The organism is Phytohabitans houttuyneae, assembly GCF_011764425.1.
GTDB classification, from domain to species: Bacteria; Actinomycetota; Actinomycetes; order Mycobacteriales; family Micromonosporaceae; genus Phytohabitans; species Phytohabitans houttuyneae.
The window spans coordinates 2,112,599-2,135,703 of record NZ_BLPF01000001.1 but is presented as its reverse complement, the minus strand read 5'-3'; the positions used below and the strand labels follow the sequence as shown (position 1 = coordinate 2,135,703).

Below are 23,105 nucleotides of genomic sequence, written 5' to 3'. Positions count from 1 at the left end.
CGTGCCGCCGGACCGCTCGCGCATCGCGTTGCTCAGAAAAGGGCCGCGGCGCTCGCTGACGCCTTGAGGTTTCCGAGCCGGTCGTGCCACAGGTGGTCGGGATCCGCCTCGACCGCGGCGACGAAGTCCCGCATGGCGCCGAGCGCCGGCGGCTCCTCACCGTCGTAGACGTCGCCCTGCAGCATGCGGATGACGTCGTTGCGGTACCGCGGGTCGTCGATGAACGCGGTGAAGAGGATGTTGAGCCGGTAGTAGATCGAGATGAAGTCGTACCAGCTGTTCACACCGCGCCGCAGCGTGTCGACGTAGTTGTCGAACCTCGGCCGCCGGAAGTCTCCGGCCTTGGCCGCGGCCACGATGTCCGCCGCCGCGAACCGCGCGCTGTTCATCGCGACGCTGACGCCGCTGGAGAAGATCGGGTCGACGAACCGGGCCGCGTCGCCGATGAGCAGCATGCCGTCGCCGGCGATCTGCCGCATGGCGTAGCTGTAGTCGCCCTCCGACTTGAACGGCCGCAGCCGCTTGCACGCCTGCAGGCTGTCGTACAGGTCGGGGCGGCTGCGGACCGAGTCCCAGAAGAACGTCTCCAGGTCGTCCTTGGCGGCCTTGAACCGCTCCTTCTGGGTCACCACGCCGATCGACGTGATCGTGTCGGTGATCGGGATCTGCCAGACCCACGTGTCTTCCAGCGGCAGGAAGTGCACGTGGATGTAGTCGGACTGGGCGTGGTCGCGGGCCAGGCTCTCCCGGTCCAGGCCCTCGAACCAGGTGTGGATCGCGTACTGGTTGAAGACCGGGTCAGACACCTTGATCTTGAGCTGGTTGCCGAGCTGGGTCTGCCGCCCGCTGGCGTCGACCACCATCCGCACCGGGATCGGCACCCGCGTACGGCCCATCGTGGTCTCCAGCACCGGACGGTCCGGGTCGGTGAAGTCGACGCGGTTCACCCGTACGCCGCTGAAGACCGAGGCGCCGAGCTCCTCGGCGTGCTTGAGCAGGATGAGGTCGAACTTCCCGCGGTCGACGTGGAACGAGTACGGCCGGTCGACGCCCCGCTGGTTGCGCTCGTGGTAGCTGATCTCCGCGACGCCCCAGCCGTGCGAGCTGACGTGGAAGTCGAGCGGTGCGGTCGGCCGGGAGTCGGCCGAGGTCCACGCCGCGCCGTACTTGCGGGGGAAGCCGGCTGCTTCGATCTTGTCGAGCGCGCCGATCTCGTGCAGCACCGGCGTCGTCGCCGGCACGAGCGACTCGCCGACGTGCTCGCGCGGGAACATCTCCGACTCGAAGACGGCGACGTCGAGGCCCGCCTTGGCCAGGTAGGACGCGACGGTGGAGCCGGCCGGTCCGCCGCCGATCACACCGACGTCGTACTTGTAGTCGTCAGCCACGGACGCCTCCGTCCACACCGGCCGGGACCGGCTTGTCGGCGGCAGCTTCCGGCAGCTGGGCGGCCACGAGGGTGGCGATCGCCTTCAGGTCACGGAAGTTGCCGGCGGTCATAGAGGCCGGCGGCAGCCGCACCCCGAAGGTCTCGCGGATGTACGCGACGAGGCGCGCCGTCTCGACCGAGTTGAGTACGCCGAGCTCCAGCAGAGGGGTGTCGGCGGTGAGATCCGCTGCGTTCTCGTCACCGAGCAGACCGGTGGAAACGTAGTTGGTCAGGATCTCCAGCACATGCGTGTACTGATCCGTTGGCATCGAACCTCTCCGAATCGCGAGTCTGTCCCGGACGTGGGACGCCACGCCGCCACGCCATTTCGAGCAGAGGGTAGACCGCGATGATTGGTGGTCGCAGTCGTGCGACTGCTGCTGTTTTCGCAGTTGCACATTCGCTGTCCCAAGCCGTATGAGCCTGCGCCGGCGCCGCGTTGACGGCCGCGCCTTCCCCGTGCGAATCTCCCGACTGTCCAGAGTGAACCAAGTCCGGGCGCGGCCGATGCCGCGCCGGCCGCGCGACGCCCACCTGTCGCCTGGGCGAAGGAGGAGCCGTCGATGTCCGTGGAAACTGGCACCCAGCGTGACGTCCTTGAGGTCGTGCTCGTGCATTGCTGGGAGTCGACCCTGCGGAAGAAGCCGATCGGCGTGGACGACAACTTCTTCGCGCTCGGCGGCCACTCGCTGGCCGCGATGAGGGTCGCGACTCGGCTGCGGAAGAGCCTCGGCGTGACGGTGGACTACGGAATGGTGCTAGAGCACCTCACGGTCGCCGCATTGGCACGGGCTCTTCGAGACTCCGGCGTCCCGTCGTCCGAACTGGACCGGGCCGGCCACGCGTACGTGGCGGAGCACGGTCTCGCCGCGTAGCGGCCGAACAATCGCCATCCGACCCCGCGCCGCCTCTCAGACCAGGCGCGTGGGTGATTTGCGGCTTTTCGAGCCTTAGCCGTATCCATGTGGATCACCGTGGTTGGATCGTTTTCATCCACATCGGATGCTCGCGGTCCGATCCCACTAAGTGGGCGATCCGAGGCCATTACCCGCGAAGAATGCCGCTGTCGTCATTACGTCGCCTGTGTATTTCCTCAAAGTTTCGGACAGTGACGCGTGTGTTAGCGCTGCAAAATGCCAGCTGTGCCCGTATATGGGCGATCTGGAGCGCGCCAGCATAGCCGGACGCCGGTGTTCAACTGCGTCGATGCGCACTTGGACACCCCCGCGGGCTTGGTCATCTCCCGTACGATCAATCCGAATCTTGGTCAGCTATGAAGCTCATTCCTGGCCAAATGGCTGCACCAAATGCAACGGGTTGTGCCGAGGATCCAATCCTTATCGGGGGGACACACCTTGGAGTACGGGAGCAATGTCGCCACGGTGACGGCGTCACCGATTGTGCCGGCATGGATGCAATTCGACCTGTCCGACCAGAAGTTACCAGCGGTTAACTCACTCGAGATCGACCAGGAAGTCCAGTTCGTACCCGTCAAGTCGTTGCTGCCGGCGAATTCGCCGCGGCAGGCGGGGGAGGATATTGAGCATACTCGTATGTTGGCGAGTGTGGATCAGCGGTTGCCTCCGATTATTGTGCATCGTTCTTCGATGCGGGTGATTGATGGTAATCATCGGCTTGGTGCTGCGTTGTTGCGTGGTGACGAGTTGATTGAGGTTCGGTTTTTTGATGGTTCGGAGCAGGAAGCGTTTGTGCTTGCGGTGCAGACGAATATTGCTCATGGGTTGCCGTTGTCGTTGGCGGATCGGACGCGGGCTGCGGAGCGGATTATTGCGTCGCATCCGAATTGGTCGGATCGGGCGATTGCGTCGGTGACGGGGTTGGGTGCGCGGACGGTGGGGAATGTTCGTCGTCGTTCGTTGGGTGGTGGGGATGGTGAGGTGCGGGCGCGGACTGGTCGGGATGGTCGGGTGCGTCCGTTGGATAATGCTGAGGGTCGGTTGAGGGCTTCGGCGATTATTCGTGAGCGGCCGGGTGCGTCGTTGCGTGAGGTGGCGCGGGAGGCGGGGGTGTCGCCGTCGACGGTGCGGGATGTGCGGAAGCGGATTGAGCGTGGTGAGGATCCGGTGCCGTCGGTGCGTCGTGGGCGTGGTGATGGTTCGGGTGTGAAGTCGTTTGGTGTGGGTGGTGTTGAGGGTCCGCGGTTGGCTTCGATGTTGCGTGGGTTGCAGAGTGATCCGTCGTTGCGGTTTACGGAGTCTGGTCGGATGTTGTTGCGGTGGATTTTTTCGCGTGCGATCCGGTCGGATGAGCGGCTTGATGTGGTGGGTAAGGTGCCTCCACACTGCACGTACATAGTCGCTAACGTGGCTCGGGTTTGTGCGGATGAGTGGTTGCAGCTGGCCAACGAACTCGAGCAACGCACGAGCTCGCCCGGCTGATCCGCTTTTCCCGGCTGATCCGAAGGCGTGCATTCCTGGGTGCGGGCGACGTTCACGCGTGAGGAGGCGCTGGTGCTCGGGTTGGGCGAAGTGAGTAGAGATTCTTCGGCGGGCGAGGGTCCTCTGGCCCTCGCCCGGCGGGCCCTCCTCGACGCCGCCGAGCGCGTCGAGTCCACATTGGCCGGCCTGCCGGACGTGCCGCACCGGACACCGGAGCAGCGCGCGGCGGCCGCGTCGGCGCACGCGGCCGCCCGGCAGGTCCGTCGCGACTTCCTCGACCGGCACGCCGAGGCCGTCTACGCCGAGCTCACCGGCGGGCACAGCCGCCACCTGCGACTGGACGAGCTGTGCACCGCGGCGGCCGCGGCGTTTCCCGGGCTCGTGCCGGATCCGAAGGTCCTGGCCGCCGAGGCGGAGCGGCCGCAGGCGGACAAGGAAGGCCACGAGGTCGACCAGGGCATCTTCCTCAGCAGCGTGCTGCGGCTGCCGGGCGCCGGCGGCCACCTGGTCGACGCGATGCTCCGGCCGACGCCGCGCGCGCTGGGGCTGCGCGACGGGTACCTCGCGGACGGCCGGGTCGACCTCGGCTCCGTGCGACTGGAGCGCCGCGACGGCGTGGCACATCTGACCATGTGCCGCGGCGACAACCTGAACGCGGAGGACGCCGAGCAGATCGACGACATGGAGGCCGCCGTCGACCTCGCGCTGCTGGATCCGGCCGTCGAGGTGTGCGTGCTGCGCGGCGACGTGATGACCCACCCGCGCTACCGGGGCCGCCGCGTCTTCAGCGCCGGCATCAACCTCAAGGCGCTGCACGCCGGCCGGATCGGGCTGGTGGACTTCCTCCTGCGCCGCGAGCTGGGCTACGTGCACAAGCTCGTGCGGGGCGTGCGCGTCGAAGACGGGTGGTGGTCACCGCCGGCCGCCAAGCCCTGGGTCGCGGTCGTCGACGGTTTCGCCATCGGCGGCGGTACCCAGCTGCTCCTCGTCGCCGACCACGTCATCGCGGCCTCCGACGCCTACCTGAGCCTGCCGGCGGCACAGGAGGGGATCGTGCCCGGCGCCTCGGCGCTGCGCCTGACCCGCGCCGCCGGCAGCCGCATCGCGCGGCAGGTGATCCTGCTCGGCCGCCGGATCCGCGTGGTGGAGCCGGATGCCCGGCTGCTCGTCGACGAGGTGTACGAGAGCGGCCCCGAGCTCGACGCGGCCGCGGAGCGCGCCGCGGACCGGCTGCGCGGGGCGGCCGTCGTGGCCAACCGCCGGATGCTGCTCGCCGTGGAGGAGCCGCTGGACGCGTTCCGCGGGTACCTGGCCGACTTCGCCCTCGAGCAGGCGCAGCGGCTGTACAGCGACGACGTCATCGGCAAGGTGGGGCGGTTTACGGCAGGCGTGCGGGCGACCGTGTGATGAGCGCCGCCGAGCGCTCCCGCGTGCGTTACGAGAAGCGCGGCCACGCCGCGTACGTGACGCTCGACCGGCCCGAGGTCCTCAACGCGATGGACCTGCGCATGCACGAGGAGCTGGGGTCCGTCTGGGACGAGGCCGAGGCCGACGACGACGTCCGGGTGGTGGTGCTCACCGGCGCCGGCGACCGCGCGTTCTCGGTGGGGCAGGACCTGCGCGAGCGGGCCCGGCTCAACGAGGGGGGCGCGCCGCCGACCACGTTCGGCAGCCGCGGGCTGCCCGGCTGGCCGCGGCTGACCGAGCGGACCACGTTCTCGAAGCCGGTCGTGGCGCGGGTCAACGGGTACGCGCTGGGTGGGGGATTCGAGCTCGTCCTCGCCTGCGACATCGTGATCGCCGCGGAGGACGCGGTCTTCGCGCTGCCGGAGGCGCGGCTCGGGCTGGTGCCGGGCGCGGGAGGTGCGTTCCGGCTGCCGCGGCAGATCCCGCTGAAGACGGCGATGGGCTACCTGCTGACCGGGCGCCGCATGCCCGCGCGGGTGGCCGCCGAGCTCGGCCTCGTCAACGAGGTCGTACCGGCCGACCGGCTCGACGAGTGCGTCGCCGGGTGGGTCGAGGACCTGGTGCGTGCCGCGCCGCTGGCGGTACGGGCCATCAAGGAGGCGGCGATGCGGTCGCTGGAGATGCCGCTGGACGAGGCGTTCGCGACCCGCTTCGAGTGGGAGCAGCGGCGGATGCACAGCCAGGACGCGGTCGAGGGTCCGAAGGCGTTCGCGGAGCGCCGGGATCCCGTGTGGCGGGGGCGCTGACCGCGTTTCGCGCATAAAAAAGCTGGCCGACGGCAGTGGGGGCCCTGCCGTCGGCCAGCTACTGGTGTCCTACCAGCGCCACTCCCGTTTGTTGAACAGATGCTCGGCAGTGATGCCGCGACCGGAGCACCAGCCCAGGAACTCCTCGATCTGCTTGAGTTGGTACGTGTCTTCCGTGTACGTCGTGGCCATGACGTGGCCCTGCCAGCTCTCCTCGCCCATGGCGTAGATGTACGCCTCGTCGGCCTTGAGCTCGGTCATGATCGCCGCGGCCTGCGCCGCGTTGGAGCCCGAAAGCTTGCGCGAGTCGCTCATCTTCTTGGTCACCGGGCGGGTGAGCAGGCCCTGGTAGAGCCAGGTGAGCGGGGCGCCGTCGCACTCCATGCCCAGGAACGCCATGTCCACGTCACCGAGGTGACTGCGGATGTAGCGGTACAGGACCGGGTCGATGCCGGAGGAGTCCGCGCCGACGAAGAGGCTCGCGCCGGCGATCTTCACGATGAACGTCGACTTGGCGCGGATGTCCAGGTCGGAGTGCTCGCCGAGGAACGGCGTCGCGATCACCTTTCCACCGGGGATCGGCACCTCGTCGAAGTCGTCCACCTCGATCACGGTGAAGCCGAGCGCCTTCAGGTACAGGGCGATCGACGGGTCGCACAGGTTGCCCCGGGACGACCGCGGCACCACCACCGCGCCGATCCGCGAGCGCAGCTGCACCAGGGTCTCCAGCACGATGTGGTCCTGGTGGCCGTGGGTGATCAGCACGAGGTCGATGTAGTCCGGCAGGTCGTCGAGCGTGAACCGGTCGCCGTGGCGGTTGTCCGCGCTGATGAACGGGTCCGTAACCACGGTCGCCTCGGGCGACTGGAACACCAGGCACGCGTGGCCGAAGTAGCGGGCCCGCCCGCCCGCGGTGATGTGCCGGTCCGGCGCACCGCTGGGCTCCGACGTCAGCAGCCGCTGGAGCCAGGCCGCCTGCTCGTCGTTGAGCTCCAGCGCCTCACGCAGGTGCGCGGCGGTGGTGGGCTTGATGCGCGCCTTGAACAGCTCGTCGAGCCCGGGGTGGTTGAAGGGGATCTGCAGGTCCAGCACGTTGGGTCCAGGCAGCCGCGGCGTGCTGAGGATGAACGGCCGCTCCACACCGTCTTCCAACGACAGCTGCACCGACTGGCGGCTCACGTCGTAGTAGGGGCTGGTGTAGGTGAGCGGCTCGATGAAGTGCATCGACGCCTGGTTGCTGGTGTCGTAGGCCAGCTCGACGAGACCGTTCAGCGCGGACGGCAGCTTGGGGTAGAGCGGCGTCAGGTCGAAGCCCGTCGCGCTCTGCCGCAGAAGGTCGTCCGCCTCGGCCACGGCGGCCGCGAGGTTCAGCATGTCCGCGCGGTCCCGCTTGATGGTGTCGAGCAGGGCCGCGACCTCCATGCTGCGGGTTTCGTCGATGTTGACGAAGTATCCGCCGCGCAGGGCCGGGTTGACGCTCGCGGCCATGTGCACCTGCGGATTCTGCAGATACGACTCGAGCAGCGGAACCTGCAGGTTCTTCAGGTTCATCGACGCCTGCACCGGTGCGGTGATATGCAGCCACGCATAGAACCTGTCAACCAGTGGCTCGATAATCGCATTGGAGCGCAGAAAGACCGGCTCCTCACTGACACCCATTTGAGCCCTCCCGTTGGGATAGTCAGTCGTACTTTCGGTAAGAATTGATTTGCCTTGCGGCCGCATCAGCGGGAGCGGGCAGCGGGCTGCCGTCGCGTTCCGGGCCCTACTATCGCAGGGCCGGCCGGAAGTGTGTCAATAGCGCCGACTCCCTGCGTGAACCGTGCTGTGCGACTGCCGCGACGGTACGGTTGCACACCACGGCACCAGCGGAGAAAAGAAGCCGCGCGGGACCGTAGCAGCGATTTTTTGTCCACCACACGGATGTGTGCAACTTGTGCGCGGGGATATAACTTCGCGACACCGAACTCAGCCGGGGCGACGTAGGGTCTGGCCCGTCCGCCGCCGAGGTCGGGCCTATGGGAGTTGGTGGATGACGGGTGGTGGCGGTGGCTGTCGGCAGAGTGCTGCGCTTCGACGACGTTCGCGGATACGGCTTCATCGCGCCGGCCGGTGGCGGCGTGGACGTCTTCGTCCATGCGAACGACCTCGGTGAGCTCAGGCATCTGGTGCACGCCGGCATGCGCGTCGAATATGAGGTGGAGCAAGGCGAGCGCGGTCCGAAGGTCTCGTCGGTGCGGATGGTCGATCCGCTGGTCAACCGGCCGGCCGACCGCCGCCCGCCGGGCGTCGACGCGCGCGCCAAGGCGGCTGCCGCCGACGACGACGGCATGTGCGACGTGCTGGCGCCGTCCGAGTTCACCACGGAGGTGACCGAGATCCTGCTGCAGCACGTGCCGACGCTCACCGGGGCGCAGATCTCGCAGATCCGCGAGCGACTTGGCGAGCACGCCCGGTCCCACGGGTGGATCGAGGTCTGAGCCGAGTAGCGGGCAACCCGGAAATGTACAAGGAGGACGACAGGTGACCTGGGCGGCGTCGGTAGCACCACCGTTGGGGGCCACAAGCTGCTGGTCTTCCTGCTCGCGATCACGGTCCTGCTCGTACTCGCCCGATGCTTCGGGTGGCTCGCCCGAAAAGCGGGAATGCCCGCCCTGGTCGGTGAGCTCCTCACTGGCGTCGTGCTGGGCCCGTCGATCCTCGGCCACCTGGCACCGGGGATCACCGACTGGCTGCTGCCCGCCGAGTCGGAGCAGATGCACCTGCTGGACGCGGTCGGCCAGATCGGCGTACTCCTGCTGGTCGGCGTGACCGGCGCGCACCTGGACCTCCGCCTGCTGCGCCGGCGCGGTGGCACCGCGGCCAAGGTCAGCCTGGGCGGACTGTTGATACCACTGGTCTTCGGCCTCGCGCTGGGCGCGTTCCTCCCGACGGTCATGGAGACCGGCGACAAGGACCGCGTGAGCTTCGCGCTCTTCGTGGGTGTGGCGATGTGCGTGTCGGCCATCCCGGTCATCGCCAAGACGCTGACCGACATGCGCCTGCTGCACCGCAACGTCGGCCAGCTCATCCTCCTGGCCGGCACGCTCGACGACGTCGTCGGATGGTTCCTGCTGTCCATCGTGTCGGCCGTCGCGATCAGCGGCCTGAGCGCGGGCCAGGTGTCACTGACCTTTGTGTACCTCGTCGGCTTCGTCATCCTCGCCGCGCTGCTCGGCCGCCCCCTGGTCGGCCGCTTCATGAAGGTCGCGGACCGCTCCGACGAGTCCGGCCCGAGCGTCGCCGCGGCGGTCACCGTGGTGCTGGCCGGCGCCGTGACCACCCACGTGCTGCGCATGGAGGCGGTGTTCGGCGCGTTCGTGGCCGGCATCCTCATCGGCGCCGTCGCGCCCAACAAGGCGAAGCTGGCGCCGCTGCGCACGCTCGTGATGTCGGTGCTCGCCCCGATCTTCCTGGCCACCGCCGGCCTGCGCATGGACCTCACCGCGCTGGCCGACCCGACGGTCGCGCTCGCCGCCCTGGCCGTGCTCGCCATCGCGATCGCCGGCAAGTTCGCCGGCGCCTACGCGGGCGCCCGGCTCAGCCGCATGAGCCGGTGGGAGGGCATCGCGATCGGCGCCGGCATGAACGCCCGTGGCGTGGTCGAGGTGATCGTCGCGATGACCGGCCTGCGGCTGGGCGTGCTCAACCCGGCGATGTACACCGTCTTCGTCCTGGTCGCGATCGTCACCTCGCTGATGGCGCCGCCGATGCTGCGGCGGGCGATGGCCAAGGTGGAGCACAGCGACGAGGAGCGCCTGCGCGAGATGGAGCACGGCGCCTGGATCGGCCTCGCGCCCAGCGGCGACAAGCAGGACACCGGCACGTCGCGAAAGGCCGGTGCCGGCGAGGCCACCGCCTAGACGAGCGTTCGGGCCTGCGAGTGCGGCGAAGGGTGTTGACGATCCGTCTGTGACGACGGACATCAACACCCTTTGCCGCCTGCCGGGCGGTGTTGGGCTTGGCGCGCGGACCCGGCAGCGGAGGGCGGGGATCTCGGCGAGCCCTGCGAGCCGCCGGCCTCCGCGGTGCCCGCGGGAGCATGCGGTCCGCAGCTGATGCGGACCGGGGCATATATCTACCGCTCAATAATGCGGGTTGACCTGGCTGTCAAGGGTGTACGCGTACGCCGTCGATCGCCGTGCCGGTGGTCGCGCTAGCGTTGCGGCTGGTGTGGGTTCGACGCGGGCTTCGGCGCGCGGCTCGTTCTTGGGGGTTGGGGTGCGGCTCACGGACTTCTGGACGCGGCTGGAGGAGACGTTCGGCGCGGGGTATGCGTCCAGCCTCGCCTCCGACCAGGTGCTGCCCCAGCTCGGTGGCCGGACCATCCGGGAGGCACTCGACGCGGGCATGGAGACGGTCGTGGTGTGGCGGGCGGTGGTGGCGGCGTACCCCGATCGGGTGCCCGCTCGGCTGCGCTGAGTGCCGCCGCCGCTTCGTTCGGTCACCTTTGGGTTAACGGACGCTTTGTGCGGCGTGTCGGCACTTGCGTCGTACAGGTGTTCGGCTATTGTCCACAGCTGGGTGCTTGTCCACAGGACGCGGCCCGTCGGCTGTTTTCTGTCAGACCCAGCGCCTAGCGTGTCCGCGTGACGAGAAGCTCTTCGGCGAAGACGCCCGCGAAGGCGGCGAATGTAGGGGTGGCGGCAATGGGGGCAGGAACACCTGACCGGGAAAAGGCGCTCGACCTCGCTCTGGCGCAGATTGACAAGCAGTTCGGCAAGGGCTCGGTCATGCGGCTGGGTGAGCGGCCGGTCATCCAGACGGCGATCATCCCCACCGGCTCGATCGCCCTTGACGTGGCCCTCGGCGTGGGTGGCCTGCCCCGCGGCCGCGTGGTGGAGATCTACGGTCCGGAGTCTTCCGGTAAGACCACTGTCGCGCTGCACGCGGTGGCCAACGCGCAGCGGGCCGGCGGCATCGCCGCGTTCATCGACGCGGAGCACGCGCTCGACCCGGAGTATGCGAAGGCGCTCGGCGTCGACACCGACCAGCTGCTCGTCTCCCAGCCCGACACCGGTGAGCAGGCGCTGGAGATCGCCGACATGCTGGTCCGCTCCGGCGCGCTCGACATCATCGTGATCGACTCGGTGGCCGCGCTCGTGCCGCGCGCCGAGATCGAGGGCGAGATGGGCGACAGCCACGTCGGCCTCCAGGCCCGCCTGATGAGCCAGGCCCTGCGGAAGATCACCGGCATTCTCAACAACTCCGGCACGACCGCCATCTTCATCAACCAGCTCCGCGAGAAGATCGGCGTCATGTTCGGCTCGCCGGAGACCACGACGGGTGGCCGCGCGCTCAAGTTCTACGCGTCGGTCCGCCTCGACGTGCGGCGCATCGAGAGCCTCAAGGACGGCACCGACGTGGTGGGTAACCGCACCCGCGTCAAGGTCGTGAAAAACAAGGTGGCCGCGCCGTTCAAGCAGGCCGAGTTCGACATCATGTATGGCAAGGGCATCTCCCGCGAGGGTTCGCTCATCGACGTCGGTGTCGAGCAGAGCATCATCCGCAAGTCCGGCGCGTGGTACACGTACGACGGCGACCAGCTCGGGCAGGGCAAGGAGAAGGCCCGCGAGTTCTTGAAGGAAAACCCCGACGTGGCGGCCGAGATCGAGAAGAAGATCCTCGAAAAGCTCGGCGTCGGGCAGGGCGCGAGCGACGAGGCCGGCGGGGTCGAGCTGCCCCCGGTCGACTTCTGACCCGGCTCGCCATGCCTGGACGACGGCGTGGCGCACGCTCGGGGCGGGGCTGGGATGCCGCACCGTCCCGAGCGCGTTCCGGATCGGATGGTGCGTCTGCGGCGCGTTCCCGCCGAGGGGCGCCGCCGCCGACGCTGAGCACCGACGAGGGCGAGTTCGAGTGGCCGGAGGGGTCGGTGCCCGTGCCGATCACCGTCGAGCGGGAGCCGGAGGAGACCCCGGCCCCGCGTGAGCGCCGTGGTGGCCGGGCGCAGCAGGCCCCCCAACCCCGCGACGAGGCCGAGCGGGCCCGCGAGATCTGTCTCAGCCAGCTCGCCGTTCGACCGCGCACCCGCGCCGAGCTGGCCACCGCGCTCGCCCGGCGCGGCATCTCCACCGAGGTGGCGGTCGAGGTGCTGGAGCGCTACGACGAGGTCGGCATCATCGACGACGCCGCTTTCGCCCGCGCGTGGGTCTCCGACCGCCACCGCGGCCGAGGCCTGGCCCGCCGCGCTCTCGCCAGCGAGCTGCGCCAGCGCGGCGTCGACGCCGACACGGCCGGCGCCGCCCTCGACGACCTCGACCCCGACACCGAGGCGGCCACCGCGCGGGCGCTGGTCGACCGCAAGCTGCGCAGCGCACGGGGCGAGCCCGAGGCCGTCTTCCGGCGGCTGGTGGGGATGCTGGCCCGGAAGGGATACGGTGCCGGGCTGGCCATCCGCGTGGTCAAGGACGCGATGGCGGCGCAGAGCGCGGAGGCAGCCGAGTTCGCCGACGGGGTCGACGCGGATGCGCTTGCCGACCTTGAGGGCGGCGAGCGCACCGAGTGAGATTCTGTTGAGGTGAGCTGGGCGGGCGTCCCGGTGAGTCAGCAGGTTCGCTGCTGGTGGGCGGGCGCGGGGTCGCATGCCGGGGTGGTGTGTGCGGCTTGCGGCTGGTCGTTGTCTGGCCTTGTTGACGGTCTGGGACGTCGTCGTGGTGCTCGGGCGTGGCCCTGTGCCGCCGGAGCCCGGTGCGGGCCGTCTTAGGGTCAGCCCGCGCGTTCGGTGACTGTCCGGGCCGGTCCGCGGACCCAGCGGGAGCGCGCTACCGCTCTTGGGGAGTAGATCGTGGTGGGAATCCGCCCCTGGGAGGGCCGATCCGTACCACGATCCGGCAGCTTGTCCCGCGGGTGGGTGGTGCCGCCGCGTTGGTGTCTGGCTGGCGCCGCCCGCTGGGGCGTGCCCCGTGGCTGGCCAAGTGGGGAGCCGTTGTGGCGTATGTAGCGAAGAGCGTCGGCCGTTCGGCTGTGGCCGGTCTGGCGGGTCGCCCCAGCGGTGACAGCGGCCTGCCGGTCGTCGAGTTGTGTCGGCGTTGTCGGCGCGGCCCGGGGGCGCCGGCGATGAGTCCTCTGAGCCGTGGCATGGCCTGCGCCGCTGGCGTGGTCGCCAGCGTCCAGTCGTCTGGGCGGTGACGGTGCCTCACGATGGGAAGGGCTCGGGCGGTGATCTCCTCGGCGTACGCGGCAACCTCGCTGTCTGCAAGGCATCTCGGAGGGGTCCCAACCTTGCGACCTGGCGCTCGCCGCGGAGATCACCGCAGGATGCTGCCGTGTGCGTTGAGTGGTCGCGTCGAGATCGTGGTCGCTAGTGCGGTGACCACTCACCCTGGCCCTTCGCCGGCACGGGTGACCAGTTGCCGAAGGCCACGGGTCACCCGTTGAAGGTAAGTGGCCAGCGCACTAGCCGCCCCTGGAGGGGACAACTCGACACTCGGAGTTTTCGTCGTCTGGAGTCCTTCGCGGTCACCGCCTCACCCTCCGTGGTCGCCCAGTTCAACCCGGGAGCCTGCTCCGGCAGATCTTGGCAAGTTGGCGTCGAAATGGCGCGCTAACTCACCAAGATTTCGAAGCTCACACCGCCTGCGCCTGATCAACAGTCACAGACCGCGACGACGGCGGACTCGGGCACTCCCGCCTCGAAGATCTGCAGAAGCACGGGCGGGGTCGATAGGACACGTGGATCTTGCATCTTGCCTGGTCAATGCCTTACCCCGTAAAAGCTGGCCAGTGCGGCGCGGGCACTGTGTGCTGGGAGGACACCAGAAGCGCCGAGTCACCCCGGCGCCACGGGCGTGACAGCCGCCCGCCTGGGCGACGACAACACCCAGCGCCCCCGTCCCGCCGAGTACCAACGGCGAGCGCCACACCCCCGCACTCCCCAGAATGAAGAGATGCTCAAGGCCTGCCTCAACGGGGGAGTACTCCGCCACCAGCACCCTGCCGTGCCGATCACCCCAGCCGAGGTGGCGGCCGACGCCGTGCGGTGCGAGACGGTGGGCGCAACGGCCGTCCATGTCCATCCGCGCGACGAGGACGGGCGGGAGACGCTCGCGGCCGAGGCGGTCGACGCGACCGTGGCGGCGCTGCGGCGGGCCTGCCCGGAGTTGCCCGTGGGGGTGACCACCGGAGCGTGGGTGGCGCCCGATCCGGACGAGCGTGTGGCGGCCGTGGAGTCGTGGACGGTGCTGCCCGACTTCGCCTCGGTCAACGTGCACGAGGAGGGCGCAGAGCGGGTCGCGGCGGCCCTGCACTCGCGGGGGATCGGGGTGGAGGCGGGGCTGTGGACCCCGGCGGCCGTCGCGGCGTACCGGGACTGGCGCGTCCCCTGCCTCCGCCTGCTGCTGGAGTGCATGGAGCCCGAGGAGGAGGCGGCGCTGGCCAACGCGCACGCCATGCTCGACGCGCTGGGCGGGGGGCAGCCCGTGCCGGTACTGCTCCACGCCGAAGGTCCCGCCGTCTGGGCCGTCCTGGAGGAGGCGATGCGGCTCGGCCTGCATGCGCGGGTGGGGCTGGAAGACACCCGGATGATGCCGGATGGCACGATGGCACCCGACAATCGCGCTCTGGTGGAAGCCGCGCTGACCTTTCAGAGGACCCCTCGATCAGCCGAATGACCTGCTGGGTCATCCGAAAAATGTGCGGCGTTCGTGACTCGTCCCGGAATGCCCGTACCGGCCATGACCTGCGCGTGAGCGTTCCGATGCCCTACGTCCCCGGTTCGGCCGGATCATGGGTCCTTGACCGAACCGCCACTCGCGACCTAGCCTCGCGTTACAGACGAGGAAGCCCGACCATCGCAGGCTAATCGCACAACATAGATCGCGTAACAGTACGGCATCACTTTAGATCCGTCGTCGACCAGGCCGCGTCGGCGACGGCACGTACATATCAGGCCAGTGGCGGTGCCCGCGAGGGTGCCGCTGGTGGTCGTACCTGCGGCCAGCTGCCTCGGTCGGGCGACACAGCCGTAAGGCGCGTTGGTGGGTGGGCAAAACCCGTCCGCGACGCCCGAGGCGGCGAAGGGAGGCGGCATGGGCGGGATGACCGTGGTACTGCTGATCGCGGTGCTGGCGCTAGCCGTACTCGTGGTGGTGGCTCTCTTTCTCGGCGCGCGGACCCTGCGCGGCCTGACGGTGGCCCAGCCCGCGGCGAAGCGGCCTGACGACCCCGCGTTCGTCGAGGAGCGCGACCGCCAGGAGCAGTCCCTCGCCGCGCTGCGGAGCGCGGCCGGTGAGGCGTCGTCGGCCATCGAGGAGGCCAAGTCGGCCGCCGCGGCGGCCCGCACCGATGCCGCGGAGGCCAAGGCCGAGGCACGTTCGGCGCGTGCGGAGGCGCGCCGGGTGCTCGACGCGGCGCGGGCCGAGGCGGACACCATCCTTGAGCGGGCGCACCGGCAGGCCGAGGCCGACGCGGAGCAGGTGCGGTCGGCGGCGCGGCGCAGCGGTGAACGCGAGATCTCGGTGCTCAGCGCGACCGTCAAGGAGCAGGCCGCGGAGCTTGAGCGGCGCACCGCGCGGATCGACGAGCGCGAGCGGCAGCACACGGAGGAGCTGGACCGGCTCGGCGAGCGCGACCGGCGGATCGCGGCGGCCGAGGCCGAGCTGGCCGAGCGCGAGGCGGCCCTCGCCAAGCGCGAGTCCACGCTGATCGAGGCCGAGGAGCTGGGGCGCCGCGAGCTGGAGCGGGTGGCCGGGCTGACCGCCGACGCGGCCCGCGGCGAGCTGGTCGAGGCGATCGAGGGCCAGGCCAAGCGGGAGGCGGCGCTGCTCGTCCGCGACATCGAAAACGACGCCCGCAACACCGCCGAGCAGCGCGCCCGCCACATCGTTGTCGACGCGATCCAGCGAGTGGCCAGCGAGCAGACCGCGGAGAGCGTCGTCAGCGTGCTCCACCTGCCCGGCGACGAGATGAAGGGACGCATCATCGGCCGCGAGGGGCGCAACATCCGCGCCTTCGAGTCGGTGACCGGCGTCAACCTGATCATCGACGACACGCCCGAGGCGGTGCTGCTTTCCTGCTTCGACCCGGTGCGCCGCGAGATCGGCCGCCTCACGCTGGAAAAGCTCGTGCTCGACGGGCGGATCCACCCGCACCGCATCGAGGAGGTCTTCGACTCGGCCAAGCAGGAGGTCGAGCGGCTCTGCGAGCGCGCCGCGGAGGACGCACTCGTCGAGGTGGGCATCACCGACCTGCACCCGGAGCTGATGACGCTGCTGGGGCGGCTGCGCTACCGCACGTCGTACGGGCAGAACGTGCTCAAGCACCTCGTCGAGACCGCGCACATCGCCGGCATCATGGCCGCCGAGCTGCGCCTGGACGCCCAGATGATCAAGCGGTGCGCCTTCCTGCACGACATCGGCAAGGCGCTCACCCACGAGGTGGAGGGCAGCCACGCGCTGATCGGCGCCGACCTGGCCCGCAAGTACGGCGAGCCGGAAGAGGTGGTGCACGCGATCGAGGCGCACCACAACGAGGTTCCGCCGCAGACCATCGAAGCGGTTCTCACGCAGGCCTCGGACGCCTGCTCGGGCGGGCGGCCGGGGGCGCGGCGGGAGAGCCTTGAGGCGTACGTCAAGCGGCTGGAGCGGATCGAGGAGATCGCCGCCGGCAAGACGGGCGTCGAGAAGGTCTTCGCCATGCAGGCCGGCCGCGAGATCCGCGTGATGGTCAAGCCCGACGACGTGGACGACATCGGCGCCGCGGTGCTCGCCCGCGACGTGGCCAAGCAGATCGAGGAAGAGCTCACCTACCCCGGCCAGATCCGGGTCACGGTGGTTCGCGAGTCCCGCGTCACCGAGATCGCCCGCTGACCGATCTTTCGAGATTCATAGAGCTACCGCGATGTCCGCGGTGGCCCGGACCGTTGCTCCCGCGGCCTCACCCTTCGCGGTGGTGAAGGTCGCCCCACGCGAGCTGAGCGGTTGACCTGCGGGCCCGCGCCGCTTTTTGGCGGGCCCGCAGATCAGATGCTGCTGGGTGTCGGCTCGATCTCGGCGGCCACGGCTGCCGGCGGCTGCTCGGCGGGCAGAGCAGCCGTCTTGCGGCCGCGGGCGAGGCGGCGCTGCACGTACTCCGCGAGCTTGGAGAGCAGGTAGTTGACCAGGATGTAGATGGCGCCGACGACGAAGTACACCTGGATGGGGTTGGGCTCCGGGAGGGCCTGGATGATCTGGCCGCTGACCCGCAGCACCTCCTCGTAGCCGATGATGAAGCCGAGCGAGGTGTCCTTCAGCACGACCACCAGCTGGCTGATCAGCGCCGGCAGCATGATGCGGAACGCCTGTGGCAGCAGGATCATGCGCGTCGTCTGGAACGAGCTGAGGCCCATCGCCTCCGCCGCCTCGCGCTGGCCGCCGGGCAGACCCTCCATGCCGGAGCGGAGGATCTCGCCGATGACCACCATGTTGTACAGGGTCAGGCCGATCACCAGGTACCACAGGATGTCGCCGAGGTCGACGCCGAGCTCGGGCAGCGCGCTGGCGACGAAGAAGATCGTGATGACGACCGGCAGGCCGCGGAAGACCTCCACGAAGAAGCGCGACACGAGGCTGAGAAACCAGCTGAGCCCGCGCAGCGCGTACGCGGCCGGCGCGGCCAACCCGGTGAACTTGCGGCGGCTGAGCGCCTTGAGCTGGATGCGCAGCACGGCGAGGGCGGTACCGAAGATCAGCGAGGAGACGATCGCCAGCGCGGCCGCGGTCAGCGTGGCCACGAAGCCGTCCCGGAGGCGCGCCCACACCAGGGAGAAGACCTCGTTGTTCGGGTCGATCAGCGGGCCCCACAGCTCCATGGAGAACTGGCCCTGCTCGTCGAGCGGCCGGTACACGAGGAAGTAGGCGCCGGCAGCAAGCGCGAGCACCGCGAAGACGCTGAAGATGATCGTGAAGCGGCGGGCACGCGGGCCGGGCGCGTCGTAGAGGACGGTCTGCTGGTCCTTCACAGTCTCTCCTGGCTGGCTCGCTCGTGCGGCGCTGAGGGCAGTGCCTGCCACGCTCCGTCGTTCGGCGCTCGTCCGCCGTCGTGGTCCGGGCCCGTAGCCTCGCGACTCCCGCTCATGCCTTCCTCCGCCGCCCGGAAACCCCGACTGCGTCGGCCGTGCGGCTCCGTCCAGACGCCTGGCGGGCTCGCGCGCGGCTGTGCACCGTCGCCTCGGTCATCGGGCCACCGCGCGGCGGCGCTCGATGCGGTCGAGGAGGATGCCGAGGGGCGCGGTCATGATGAGGAACCCGATCGAGACACCGATGAAGACCGGGATGATCGGCTCACCGAGCGCGCTCGTGAGGTTGACCCCCGAGTTGGACAGGTCGCCGACGAGGCCGAAGAAGCCGGCCAGCGCGGAATTCTTGATCATGGCGATGATCACGCTGCCGAGCGGCACGATGGCCGCCTTCCACGCCTGCGGCAGCACGACGAAGCGCAGGTTTTGCGTGAACGTCAGGCCGATCGCCCGCGCGGCCTCGGCCTGTCCCGGCGGGACCGCGTTGATGCCGCTGCGGATCGCCTCGCAGACGAACGCGCCGGTGTAGACGCTGAGCGCGATGATGGCGAACCGGAAGTACGGGATGTCCACCCCGAGCCGGGTGAAGAGCGTCGTCAGCCCGGGAATCCTGAGGAAGTCGCCGTTGGAGCCCAGCGCCGGCAGCCCGAACGCCGCGAAGAAGAACACGATCGTCAGCGGGCAGTTGCGGAAAACGGTGACGTACGCCGTGCCGACCCACCGCAGCGGCGGGACCGGCGAGATTCGCATGACCGCCACGATGGTGCCCAGGATCAGGGCACCGATCGCGGAGAGCAGGCATAGCTGGAAGGTGAGCCACAGGCCGCTGGCGAAGACGTCGAAGTGATCGATTAGCACACTCACGGAAATCTCCTACCGCTCACCTTCCAGCTACCGCGTTGACCTAGTACCGGTTGACGGCCGGGCCGGTCGGCACCTGGTCGTCGAACTTGCCGGCCGTGTCCTTCCACGCCTTCTCGTAGCGGCCGTCGCTGTAGGCCTTCTCGAGCGTGTCGTTGATGAACGTGCGGAAGGCCGTGTCGCCCTTCTTCACACCGATGCCGTACGGCTCCTCGGTGAAGTTTTCACCGGCGAGCTTGAACTTGCCCTCGTTGCGGGCGATGAAGCCGAGCAGGATCACGTTGTCCGTGGTCACCGCGTTGACCTGACCGCTGTTGAGGGCGTCGATGCACTTGGTGTACACGTCGAAGAGCACCAGCTGCTCGGCCTTGTTCGACAGGTACTCCTCGATCTTCGCGGCCGGGGTCGAGCCCTGCACCGAGCAGACCTTCTTGTCGCCGGCCTTGAAGGAGTCCGGGCCGGTGATCGAGGTGTCGTCGGCCTTCACAAGGATGTTCTGCCCGGCGACGTAGTACGGGCCGGCGAAGTCGATCCGCTGCTTGCGCTTGTCGTTGATCGTGTACGTGGCGACGACGATGTCCGCCTCGCCCTTCTCGATCTTCTCCTCGCGCACCGCGGACGGCGTCTCGATGTACTCGATGTTGCCCGCGGGAATGCCGAGCTCATCCGCAATGATCTTGCCGATCTCGACGTCGAAACCGGCCGGCTTGCCGTCGAGGCCCTTCAGGCCGAAGCCCGGCTGGTCGAACTTGGTGCCGATCACGATCTTCTGTGCCTTGTTGAGCCGCTCCATGGTGCTGCCGGCCTCGAAGGACTTGGTCCCGGTACCCGTGGAACCGCTGTCGTCACCGTCATCGCCACCACAAGCGGCGATACCCAAAGACAGCACCGCCGCCGCGGCGACCGCGGTCAAGCGAGCAATACGCATTGTTACCCTCCTCGTTCGACGGAGCCCCCGAATCCTGGCGGTGCGCTCCACAATGGACGCCTAGTGCGTCAGGATCTTCGACAGGAAATCCTTGGCCCGTTCACTCTTCGGGCTGCCGAAGAACTCGTCCGGTGGTGCTTGCTCGACCAACTGGCCGTCAGCCATGAAGACCACCCTCTTGGCGGCGTGCCGCGCGAACCCCATTTCGTGCGTCACCACCACCATCGTCATTCCGTCCCGGGCCAGCGACGTCATCACGTCGAGCACCTCGCCGACCATCTCCGGGTCGAGCGCGCTCGTGGGCTCGTCGAAGAGCATCGCCTTGGGCTGCATCGCCAAGGCCCGGGCGATGGCCGCCCGCTGCTGCTGACCGCCGGAGAGCTGGGCCGGGTACTTCTGGGCCTGGCTCGCGATGCCCACGCGCTCCAGAAGCGTCATCGCCCGGTCGCGGGCCGCGGCCGGCTTCTCCTTGCGCACCTTGATCGGACCCAGCGTCACGTTCTGCAGGATGGTCTTGTGCGCGAAGAGGTTGAACGACTGGAACACCATGCCGACTTCGCTGCGCAGCCGTGCGAGGTCGCGACCCTCGGCGGGGAGCGGCTGGCCGTCGAACGTGATGGTGCCGGAGTTGATCGGCTCGAGCCGGTTGATCGCCCGACACAGTGTGGACTTGCCCGAACCGGACGGCCCGATGACCACGACGACCTCGCCGCGGTCGACCGAGAGGCTGACGTCTTGCAGCACGTGCAGCGGTCCGAACCACTTGTTAACTGAGTCGAGCACGATGAGCGGTTCGCCCGCTGCCACTGTGGTCACCGCCCTGTAACGTCGCAACTACTCTCCGTTGGCCGATTCCTCGGCTTCGGCAACTTTAAGCGGCTCAGAGTTCGGTAAAGCCACTTACTTGGTCACGGAGGAATAACACCGGCCACGCATACGGTGCTGGCCAGCGACCATCGTCATATGGAATCTCCGGCCGTGATCTGGTCCTGGTCGGTCGACGCCCGGGTTCACCCGGCCCGGTTGTGCGCCACTCTCGAAGCGGTGCTCGGCCGTCCCGTGGTGCCGCTGGGCGCCGCCGACCCCGCCCGATTACCGGCGGATGCGGTGCTCTGTGACGTGTGGCATACCTCGGGCGACTTTCCCACGATCGTGGAGTGCTACGGCCCTCCCACCGGCATCCCGGAGTCCGCGGTGGTCGCCGCCGTCGCGCGCCGGCTCGGTCACCGCTGCCTCGTCGCCGACGACACGCTCAACCCCGGCCGCCACCTGCTGGCGATGCCGGACGGCACGCTCCGGCCCACGCACGTCGACGTGGCCGACACCGATGACGGCGCGGCGCACTCCAACGCCCGCCCGTGCACGATCGCCACGCAGCGGTGCCGCGAGTCGGAGGAGTGCCGCCAGTCGCGCTGGGAGCCCGATCTGATCGTGACCGCGTCCGACCTAACCGCGGCCTGAGGCCAGGCGGGCGGCGCGGGCCTTCTCGCGCCGCACCTCGGGGAGTCCGCGTTCGGGCTGGGGCGGACCACAAGATCTTCGAGCAGCGTCCGCGTCGCATCGGCGACCGCGGCGACCGCGGCGTTGAAGGCATCGGCGTTGTGGGCAGCGGGGGTACGGAAGCCGGAGATCTTGCGGACGTACTGCAGCGCGGCCGCCTGGATGTCAGCCTCGGTGACCTCCTCGACGAACGGCTCCCGCAGCGTCATGATGCTCCGGCACATTTACGCCTCCCAGAAAATTGGCTTCCGACCTCCGACAGTTAGTCTTGACTCTGCCATGACTACCGCACCCACCGGCAACCCGCGCACCTACCAGGTGCGGACGTACGGCTGCCAGATGAACGTCCACGACTCCGAGCGCATCTCCGGCCTCATGGAGCAGGCCGGCTATGTGCGTGCCAGCGAGTCGGACGAGCCGGATGTGATGGTTTTCAACACCTGCGCGGTGCGGGAAAACGCCGACAACCGCCTCTACGGCAACCTCGGCCACCTGCGCCCGGTCAAGGACAAGCACCCCGGCATGCAGATCGCGGTCGGCGGTTGCCTGGCGCAGAAGGACCGCGGTGAGATCGTGAGCCGCGCGCCGTGGGTCGACGTCGTCTTCGGTACCCACAACATCGGCTCGCTGCCCGCCCTGCTGGAGCGGGCCCGCCACAACGCCGCGGCCGAGGTGGAGATCCTCGAGTCGCTGGAGGTCTTCCCCTCCACGCTGCCGACCCGCCGCGAGTCCACGTACGCCGGGTGGGTGTCGATCTCGGTGGGGTGCAACAACACGTGCACCTTCTGCATCGTCCCGGCACTGCGCGGCAAGGAGAAGGACCGCCGGCCGGGTGAGATCCTCGCCGAGGTCGAGGCGCTCGTCGCGGAGGGCGTGCTGGAGGTGACCCTCCTCGGGCAGAACGTGAACTCGTACGGAGTCGAGTTCGGCGACCGGCTCGCCTTCGGCAAGCTGCTGCGCGCCACCGGGGGCATCGAGGGGCTGGAGCGGGTGCGGTTCACCAGCCCGCACCCCAAGGACTTCACCGACGACGTGATCGCCGCGATGGCCGAGACGCCCAACGTCTGCCACCAGCTGCACATGCCGCTGCAGTCCGGCTCCGACGCGATGCTCAAGGCGATGCGCCGGTCGTACCGGGCGGACAAGTACCTCGGCATCATCGAGAAGGTGCGCGCGGCGATGCCGGACGCGGCGATCACCACCGACATCATCGTCGGCTTCCCGGGCGAGACGGAGGACGACTTCGCCCGCACGCTCGACGTGGTGCGGGAGGCCCGGTTCGCCGGCGCGTTCACGTTCCAGTACTCCAAGCGGCCCGGCACGCCCGCCGCGACCATGCCCGACCAGCTGCCGAAGCAGGTGGTGCAGGAGCGGTACGAGCGGCTGATGGCCCTGGTCGAAGAGGTCACCTGGGCGGAAAACAAGGCGCTCGTCGGCGAGAGCGTCGAGCTGCTCGTGGCCGTCGGCGAGGGGCGCAAGGACGAGCGCACCGGCCGCCTGTCCGGCCGCGCGCGCGACGGCCGCCTGGTGCACTTCGCCACCGGCGCGATCGGCGACCAGATCCGGCCGGGCGACATCGTGCACACCGTCGTGACGTACGCGGCGCCGCACCACCTCAACGCCGACGGTGCCCCGCTGCACCACCGGCGCACGCGGGCCGGTGACGCGTGGGAGAAGGGGCGGGCACCCCGCACACCAGGGGTGCTTCTCGGGATGCCCGCCGTCCGTCCTGTTTAGACGA

Annotated in this window: 20 protein-coding genes and 1 pseudogene; 13 read left to right on the top strand and 8 right to left on the bottom strand. The window is 69.1% G+C overall.

Annotated features, from left to right (window positions below; all coding sequences use genetic code 11):
• Positions 1 to 32 precede the first annotated feature (32 nt).
• Both Phou_RS09615 and Phou_RS09610 read right to left on the bottom strand, forming a co-directional pair.
• The gene (locus Phou_RS09615; RefSeq protein ID WP_173055446.1) at positions 33 to 1,388 is read right to left on the bottom strand and encodes an NAD(P)/FAD-dependent oxidoreductase; all 1,356 of its coding nucleotides are present in this window, start codon (positions 1,386 to 1,388) and stop codon (positions 33 to 35) included.
• Positions 1,381 to 1,698, bottom strand: a complete 318-nt coding sequence (locus Phou_RS09610; protein WP_173055444.1) for an acyl carrier protein — start codon at positions 1,696 to 1,698, stop codon at positions 1,381 to 1,383. Before Phou_RS09610 ends, Phou_RS09615 begins: the two co-directional genes overlap by 8 nt.
• Before the next feature lie 294 nt (positions 1,699 to 1,992).
• Between Phou_RS09610 and Phou_RS09605 the strand changes: the two genes are divergently transcribed.
• The 4 genes from Phou_RS09605 (at position 1,993) to dpgD (ending at position 6,041) form a co-directional block, all read left to right on the top strand.
• Complete coding sequence (locus Phou_RS09605) at positions 1,993 to 2,304, top strand: phosphopantetheine-binding protein (protein ID WP_173055442.1); 312 nt, start codon at positions 1,993 to 1,995, stop codon at positions 2,302 to 2,304.
• Positions 2,305 to 2,784: 480 nt separating this feature from the next.
• Positions 2,785 to 3,828, top strand: a complete 1,044-nt coding sequence (locus Phou_RS09600; RefSeq protein ID WP_218578909.1) for a ParB/RepB/Spo0J family partition protein — start codon at positions 2,785 to 2,787, stop codon at positions 3,826 to 3,828.
• Between the two features lie 39 nt (positions 3,829 to 3,867).
• Positions 3,868 to 5,235 carry a (3,5-dihydroxyphenyl)acetyl-CoA 1,2-dioxygenase DpgC gene (dpgC, locus tag Phou_RS09595; RefSeq protein WP_218578908.1) on the top strand — a complete coding sequence of 456 codons (1,368 nt, stop codon included), beginning with the start codon at positions 3,868 to 3,870 and terminating at the stop codon, positions 5,233 to 5,235.
• The gene (gene dpgD / locus Phou_RS09590) at positions 5,235 to 6,041 is read left to right on the top strand and encodes an enoyl-CoA-hydratase DpgD (protein WP_173055440.1); all 807 of its coding nucleotides are present in this window, start codon (positions 5,235 to 5,237) and stop codon (positions 6,039 to 6,041) included. Before dpgC ends, dpgD begins: the two co-directional genes overlap by 1 nt.
• Positions 6,042 to 6,110: 69 nt before the next feature.
• Here dpgD and Phou_RS09585 read toward each other — a convergent pair whose 3' ends face one another.
• Positions 6,111 to 7,700, bottom strand: a complete 1,590-nt coding sequence (locus tag Phou_RS09585) for an MBL fold metallo-hydrolase (protein WP_173055438.1) — start codon at positions 7,698 to 7,700, stop codon at positions 6,111 to 6,113.
• Between the two features lie 389 nt (positions 7,701 to 8,089).
• On the opposite strand from Phou_RS09585, the gene Phou_RS09580 reads away from it, so the two are divergent.
• The 7 genes from Phou_RS09580 to rny all read left to right on the top strand — a co-directional run bounded on the left by Phou_RS09580 (position 8,090) and on the right by rny (position 16,888).
• Positions 8,090 to 8,521, top strand: coding sequence for a cold-shock protein (locus Phou_RS09580; protein ID WP_173055436.1), 432 nt, complete (start codon positions 8,090 to 8,092; stop codon positions 8,519 to 8,521).
• 48 nt (positions 8,522 to 8,569) lie between these two features.
• Complete coding sequence (locus tag Phou_RS09575; RefSeq protein WP_173058221.1) at positions 8,570 to 9,943, top strand: cation:proton antiporter; 1,374 nt, start codon at positions 8,570 to 8,572, stop codon at positions 9,941 to 9,943.
• Positions 9,944 to 10,301: 358 nt separating this feature from the next.
• Entirely contained in the window at positions 10,302 to 10,502 is a 201-nt protein-coding gene (locus tag Phou_RS09570) for a DUF3046 domain-containing protein (RefSeq protein WP_173055434.1), read from the top strand.
• A 227-nt stretch (positions 10,503 to 10,729) separates the two neighbouring features.
• Positions 10,730 to 11,779 (top strand): recombinase RecA, encoded by a 1,050-nt coding sequence (gene recA, locus Phou_RS09565; protein ID WP_173058220.1) that lies wholly within the window; start codon positions 10,730 to 10,732, stop codon positions 11,777 to 11,779.
• An 11-nt stretch (positions 11,780 to 11,790) separates the two neighbouring features.
• Entirely contained in the window at positions 11,791 to 12,588 is a 798-nt protein-coding gene (locus tag Phou_RS09560; protein ID WP_173055432.1) for a regulatory protein RecX, read from the top strand.
• 1,381 nt (positions 12,589 to 13,969) lie between these two features.
• Positions 13,970 to 14,692, top strand: coding sequence for a 3-keto-5-aminohexanoate cleavage protein (locus Phou_RS09555; protein ID WP_173055430.1), 723 nt, complete (start codon positions 13,970 to 13,972; stop codon positions 14,690 to 14,692).
• Positions 14,693 to 15,109: 417 nt separating this feature from the next.
• Positions 15,110 to 16,888 carry a ribonuclease Y gene (gene rny, locus Phou_RS09550; RefSeq protein ID WP_173055422.1) on the top strand — a complete coding sequence of 593 codons (1,779 nt, stop codon included), beginning with the start codon at positions 15,110 to 15,112 and terminating at the stop codon, positions 16,886 to 16,888.
• Positions 16,889 to 17,040: 152 nt separating this feature from the next.
• On the opposite strand, the gene Phou_RS09545 is transcribed toward rny, so the two are convergent.
• The 4 genes from Phou_RS09545 to Phou_RS09530 form a co-directional block, all read right to left on the bottom strand.
• A complete protein-coding gene (locus Phou_RS09545; RefSeq protein ID WP_173055420.1) occupies positions 17,041 to 18,018 on the bottom strand; it encodes an amino acid ABC transporter permease in 978 nt (325 codons plus the stop codon).
• A gap of 213 nt (positions 18,019 to 18,231) precedes the next feature.
• Positions 18,232 to 18,939, bottom strand: coding sequence for an amino acid ABC transporter permease (locus tag Phou_RS09540; RefSeq protein ID WP_173055418.1), 708 nt, complete (start codon positions 18,937 to 18,939; stop codon positions 18,232 to 18,234).
• Between the two features lie 40 nt (positions 18,940 to 18,979).
• The gene (locus Phou_RS09535; RefSeq protein ID WP_173055416.1) at positions 18,980 to 19,864 is read right to left on the bottom strand and encodes a glutamate ABC transporter substrate-binding protein; all 885 of its coding nucleotides are present in this window, start codon (positions 19,862 to 19,864) and stop codon (positions 18,980 to 18,982) included.
• Between the two features lie 60 nt (positions 19,865 to 19,924).
• Entirely contained in the window at positions 19,925 to 20,671 is a 747-nt protein-coding gene (locus Phou_RS09530; protein WP_173055414.1) for an amino acid ABC transporter ATP-binding protein, read from the bottom strand.
• A gap of 156 nt (positions 20,672 to 20,827) precedes the next feature.
• Here Phou_RS09530 and Phou_RS09525 point away from each other — a divergent pair, with 156 nt between their 5' ends.
• Entirely contained in the window at positions 20,828 to 21,325 is a 498-nt protein-coding gene (locus Phou_RS09525) for a hypothetical protein (protein WP_173052338.1), read from the top strand.
• Positions 21,326 to 21,387: 62 nt separating this feature from the next.
• Here the strand turns inward: Phou_RS09525 and Phou_RS52415 are convergent.
• Positions 21,388 to 21,588, bottom strand: a pseudogene (locus Phou_RS52415) (DUF2277 family protein); the annotation flags it as partial.
• Between the two features lie 55 nt (positions 21,589 to 21,643).
• Between Phou_RS52415 and miaB the strand changes: the two are divergent.
• Complete coding sequence (gene miaB / locus Phou_RS09515) at positions 21,644 to 23,101, top strand: tRNA (N6-isopentenyl adenosine(37)-C2)-methylthiotransferase MiaB (RefSeq protein ID WP_173055412.1); 1,458 nt, start codon at positions 21,644 to 21,646, stop codon at positions 23,099 to 23,101.
• Positions 23,102 to 23,105: the final 4 nt, after the last annotated feature.

Coding starts and splice junctions, on each gene's coding strand:
- Phou_RS09525 (WP_173052338.1), top strand. CDS start 20,828: ATGGAATCTCCGGCCGTGATCTGGTCCTGGTCGGTCGACGCCCGGGTT.
- Phou_RS09535 (WP_173055416.1), bottom strand. CDS start 19,864: ATGCGTATTGCTCGCTTGACCGCGGTCGCCGCGGCGGCGGTGCTGTCT.
- Phou_RS09585 (WP_173055438.1), bottom strand. CDS start 7,700: ATGGGTGTCAGTGAGGAGCCGGTCTTTCTGCGCTCCAATGCGATTATC.
- rny (WP_173055422.1), top strand. CDS start 15,110: ATGGGCGGGATGACCGTGGTACTGCTGATCGCGGTGCTGGCGCTAGCC.
- Phou_RS09555 (WP_173055430.1), top strand. CDS start 13,970: ATGCTCAAGGCCTGCCTCAACGGGGGAGTACTCCGCCACCAGCACCCT.
- dpgD (WP_173055440.1), top strand. CDS start 5,235: ATGAGCGCCGCCGAGCGCTCCCGCGTGCGTTACGAGAAGCGCGGCCAC.
- recA (WP_173058220.1), top strand. CDS start 10,730: ATGGGGGCAGGAACACCTGACCGGGAAAAGGCGCTCGACCTCGCTCTG.
- miaB (WP_173055412.1), top strand. CDS start 21,644: ATGACTACCGCACCCACCGGCAACCCGCGCACCTACCAGGTGCGGACG.
- Phou_RS09610 (WP_173055444.1), bottom strand. CDS start 1,698: ATGCCAACGGATCAGTACACGCATGTGCTGGAGATCCTGACCAACTAC.
- Phou_RS09605 (WP_173055442.1), top strand. CDS start 1,993: ATGTCCGTGGAAACTGGCACCCAGCGTGACGTCCTTGAGGTCGTGCTC.
- Phou_RS09560 (WP_173055432.1), top strand. CDS start 11,791: ATGCCTGGACGACGGCGTGGCGCACGCTCGGGGCGGGGCTGGGATGCC.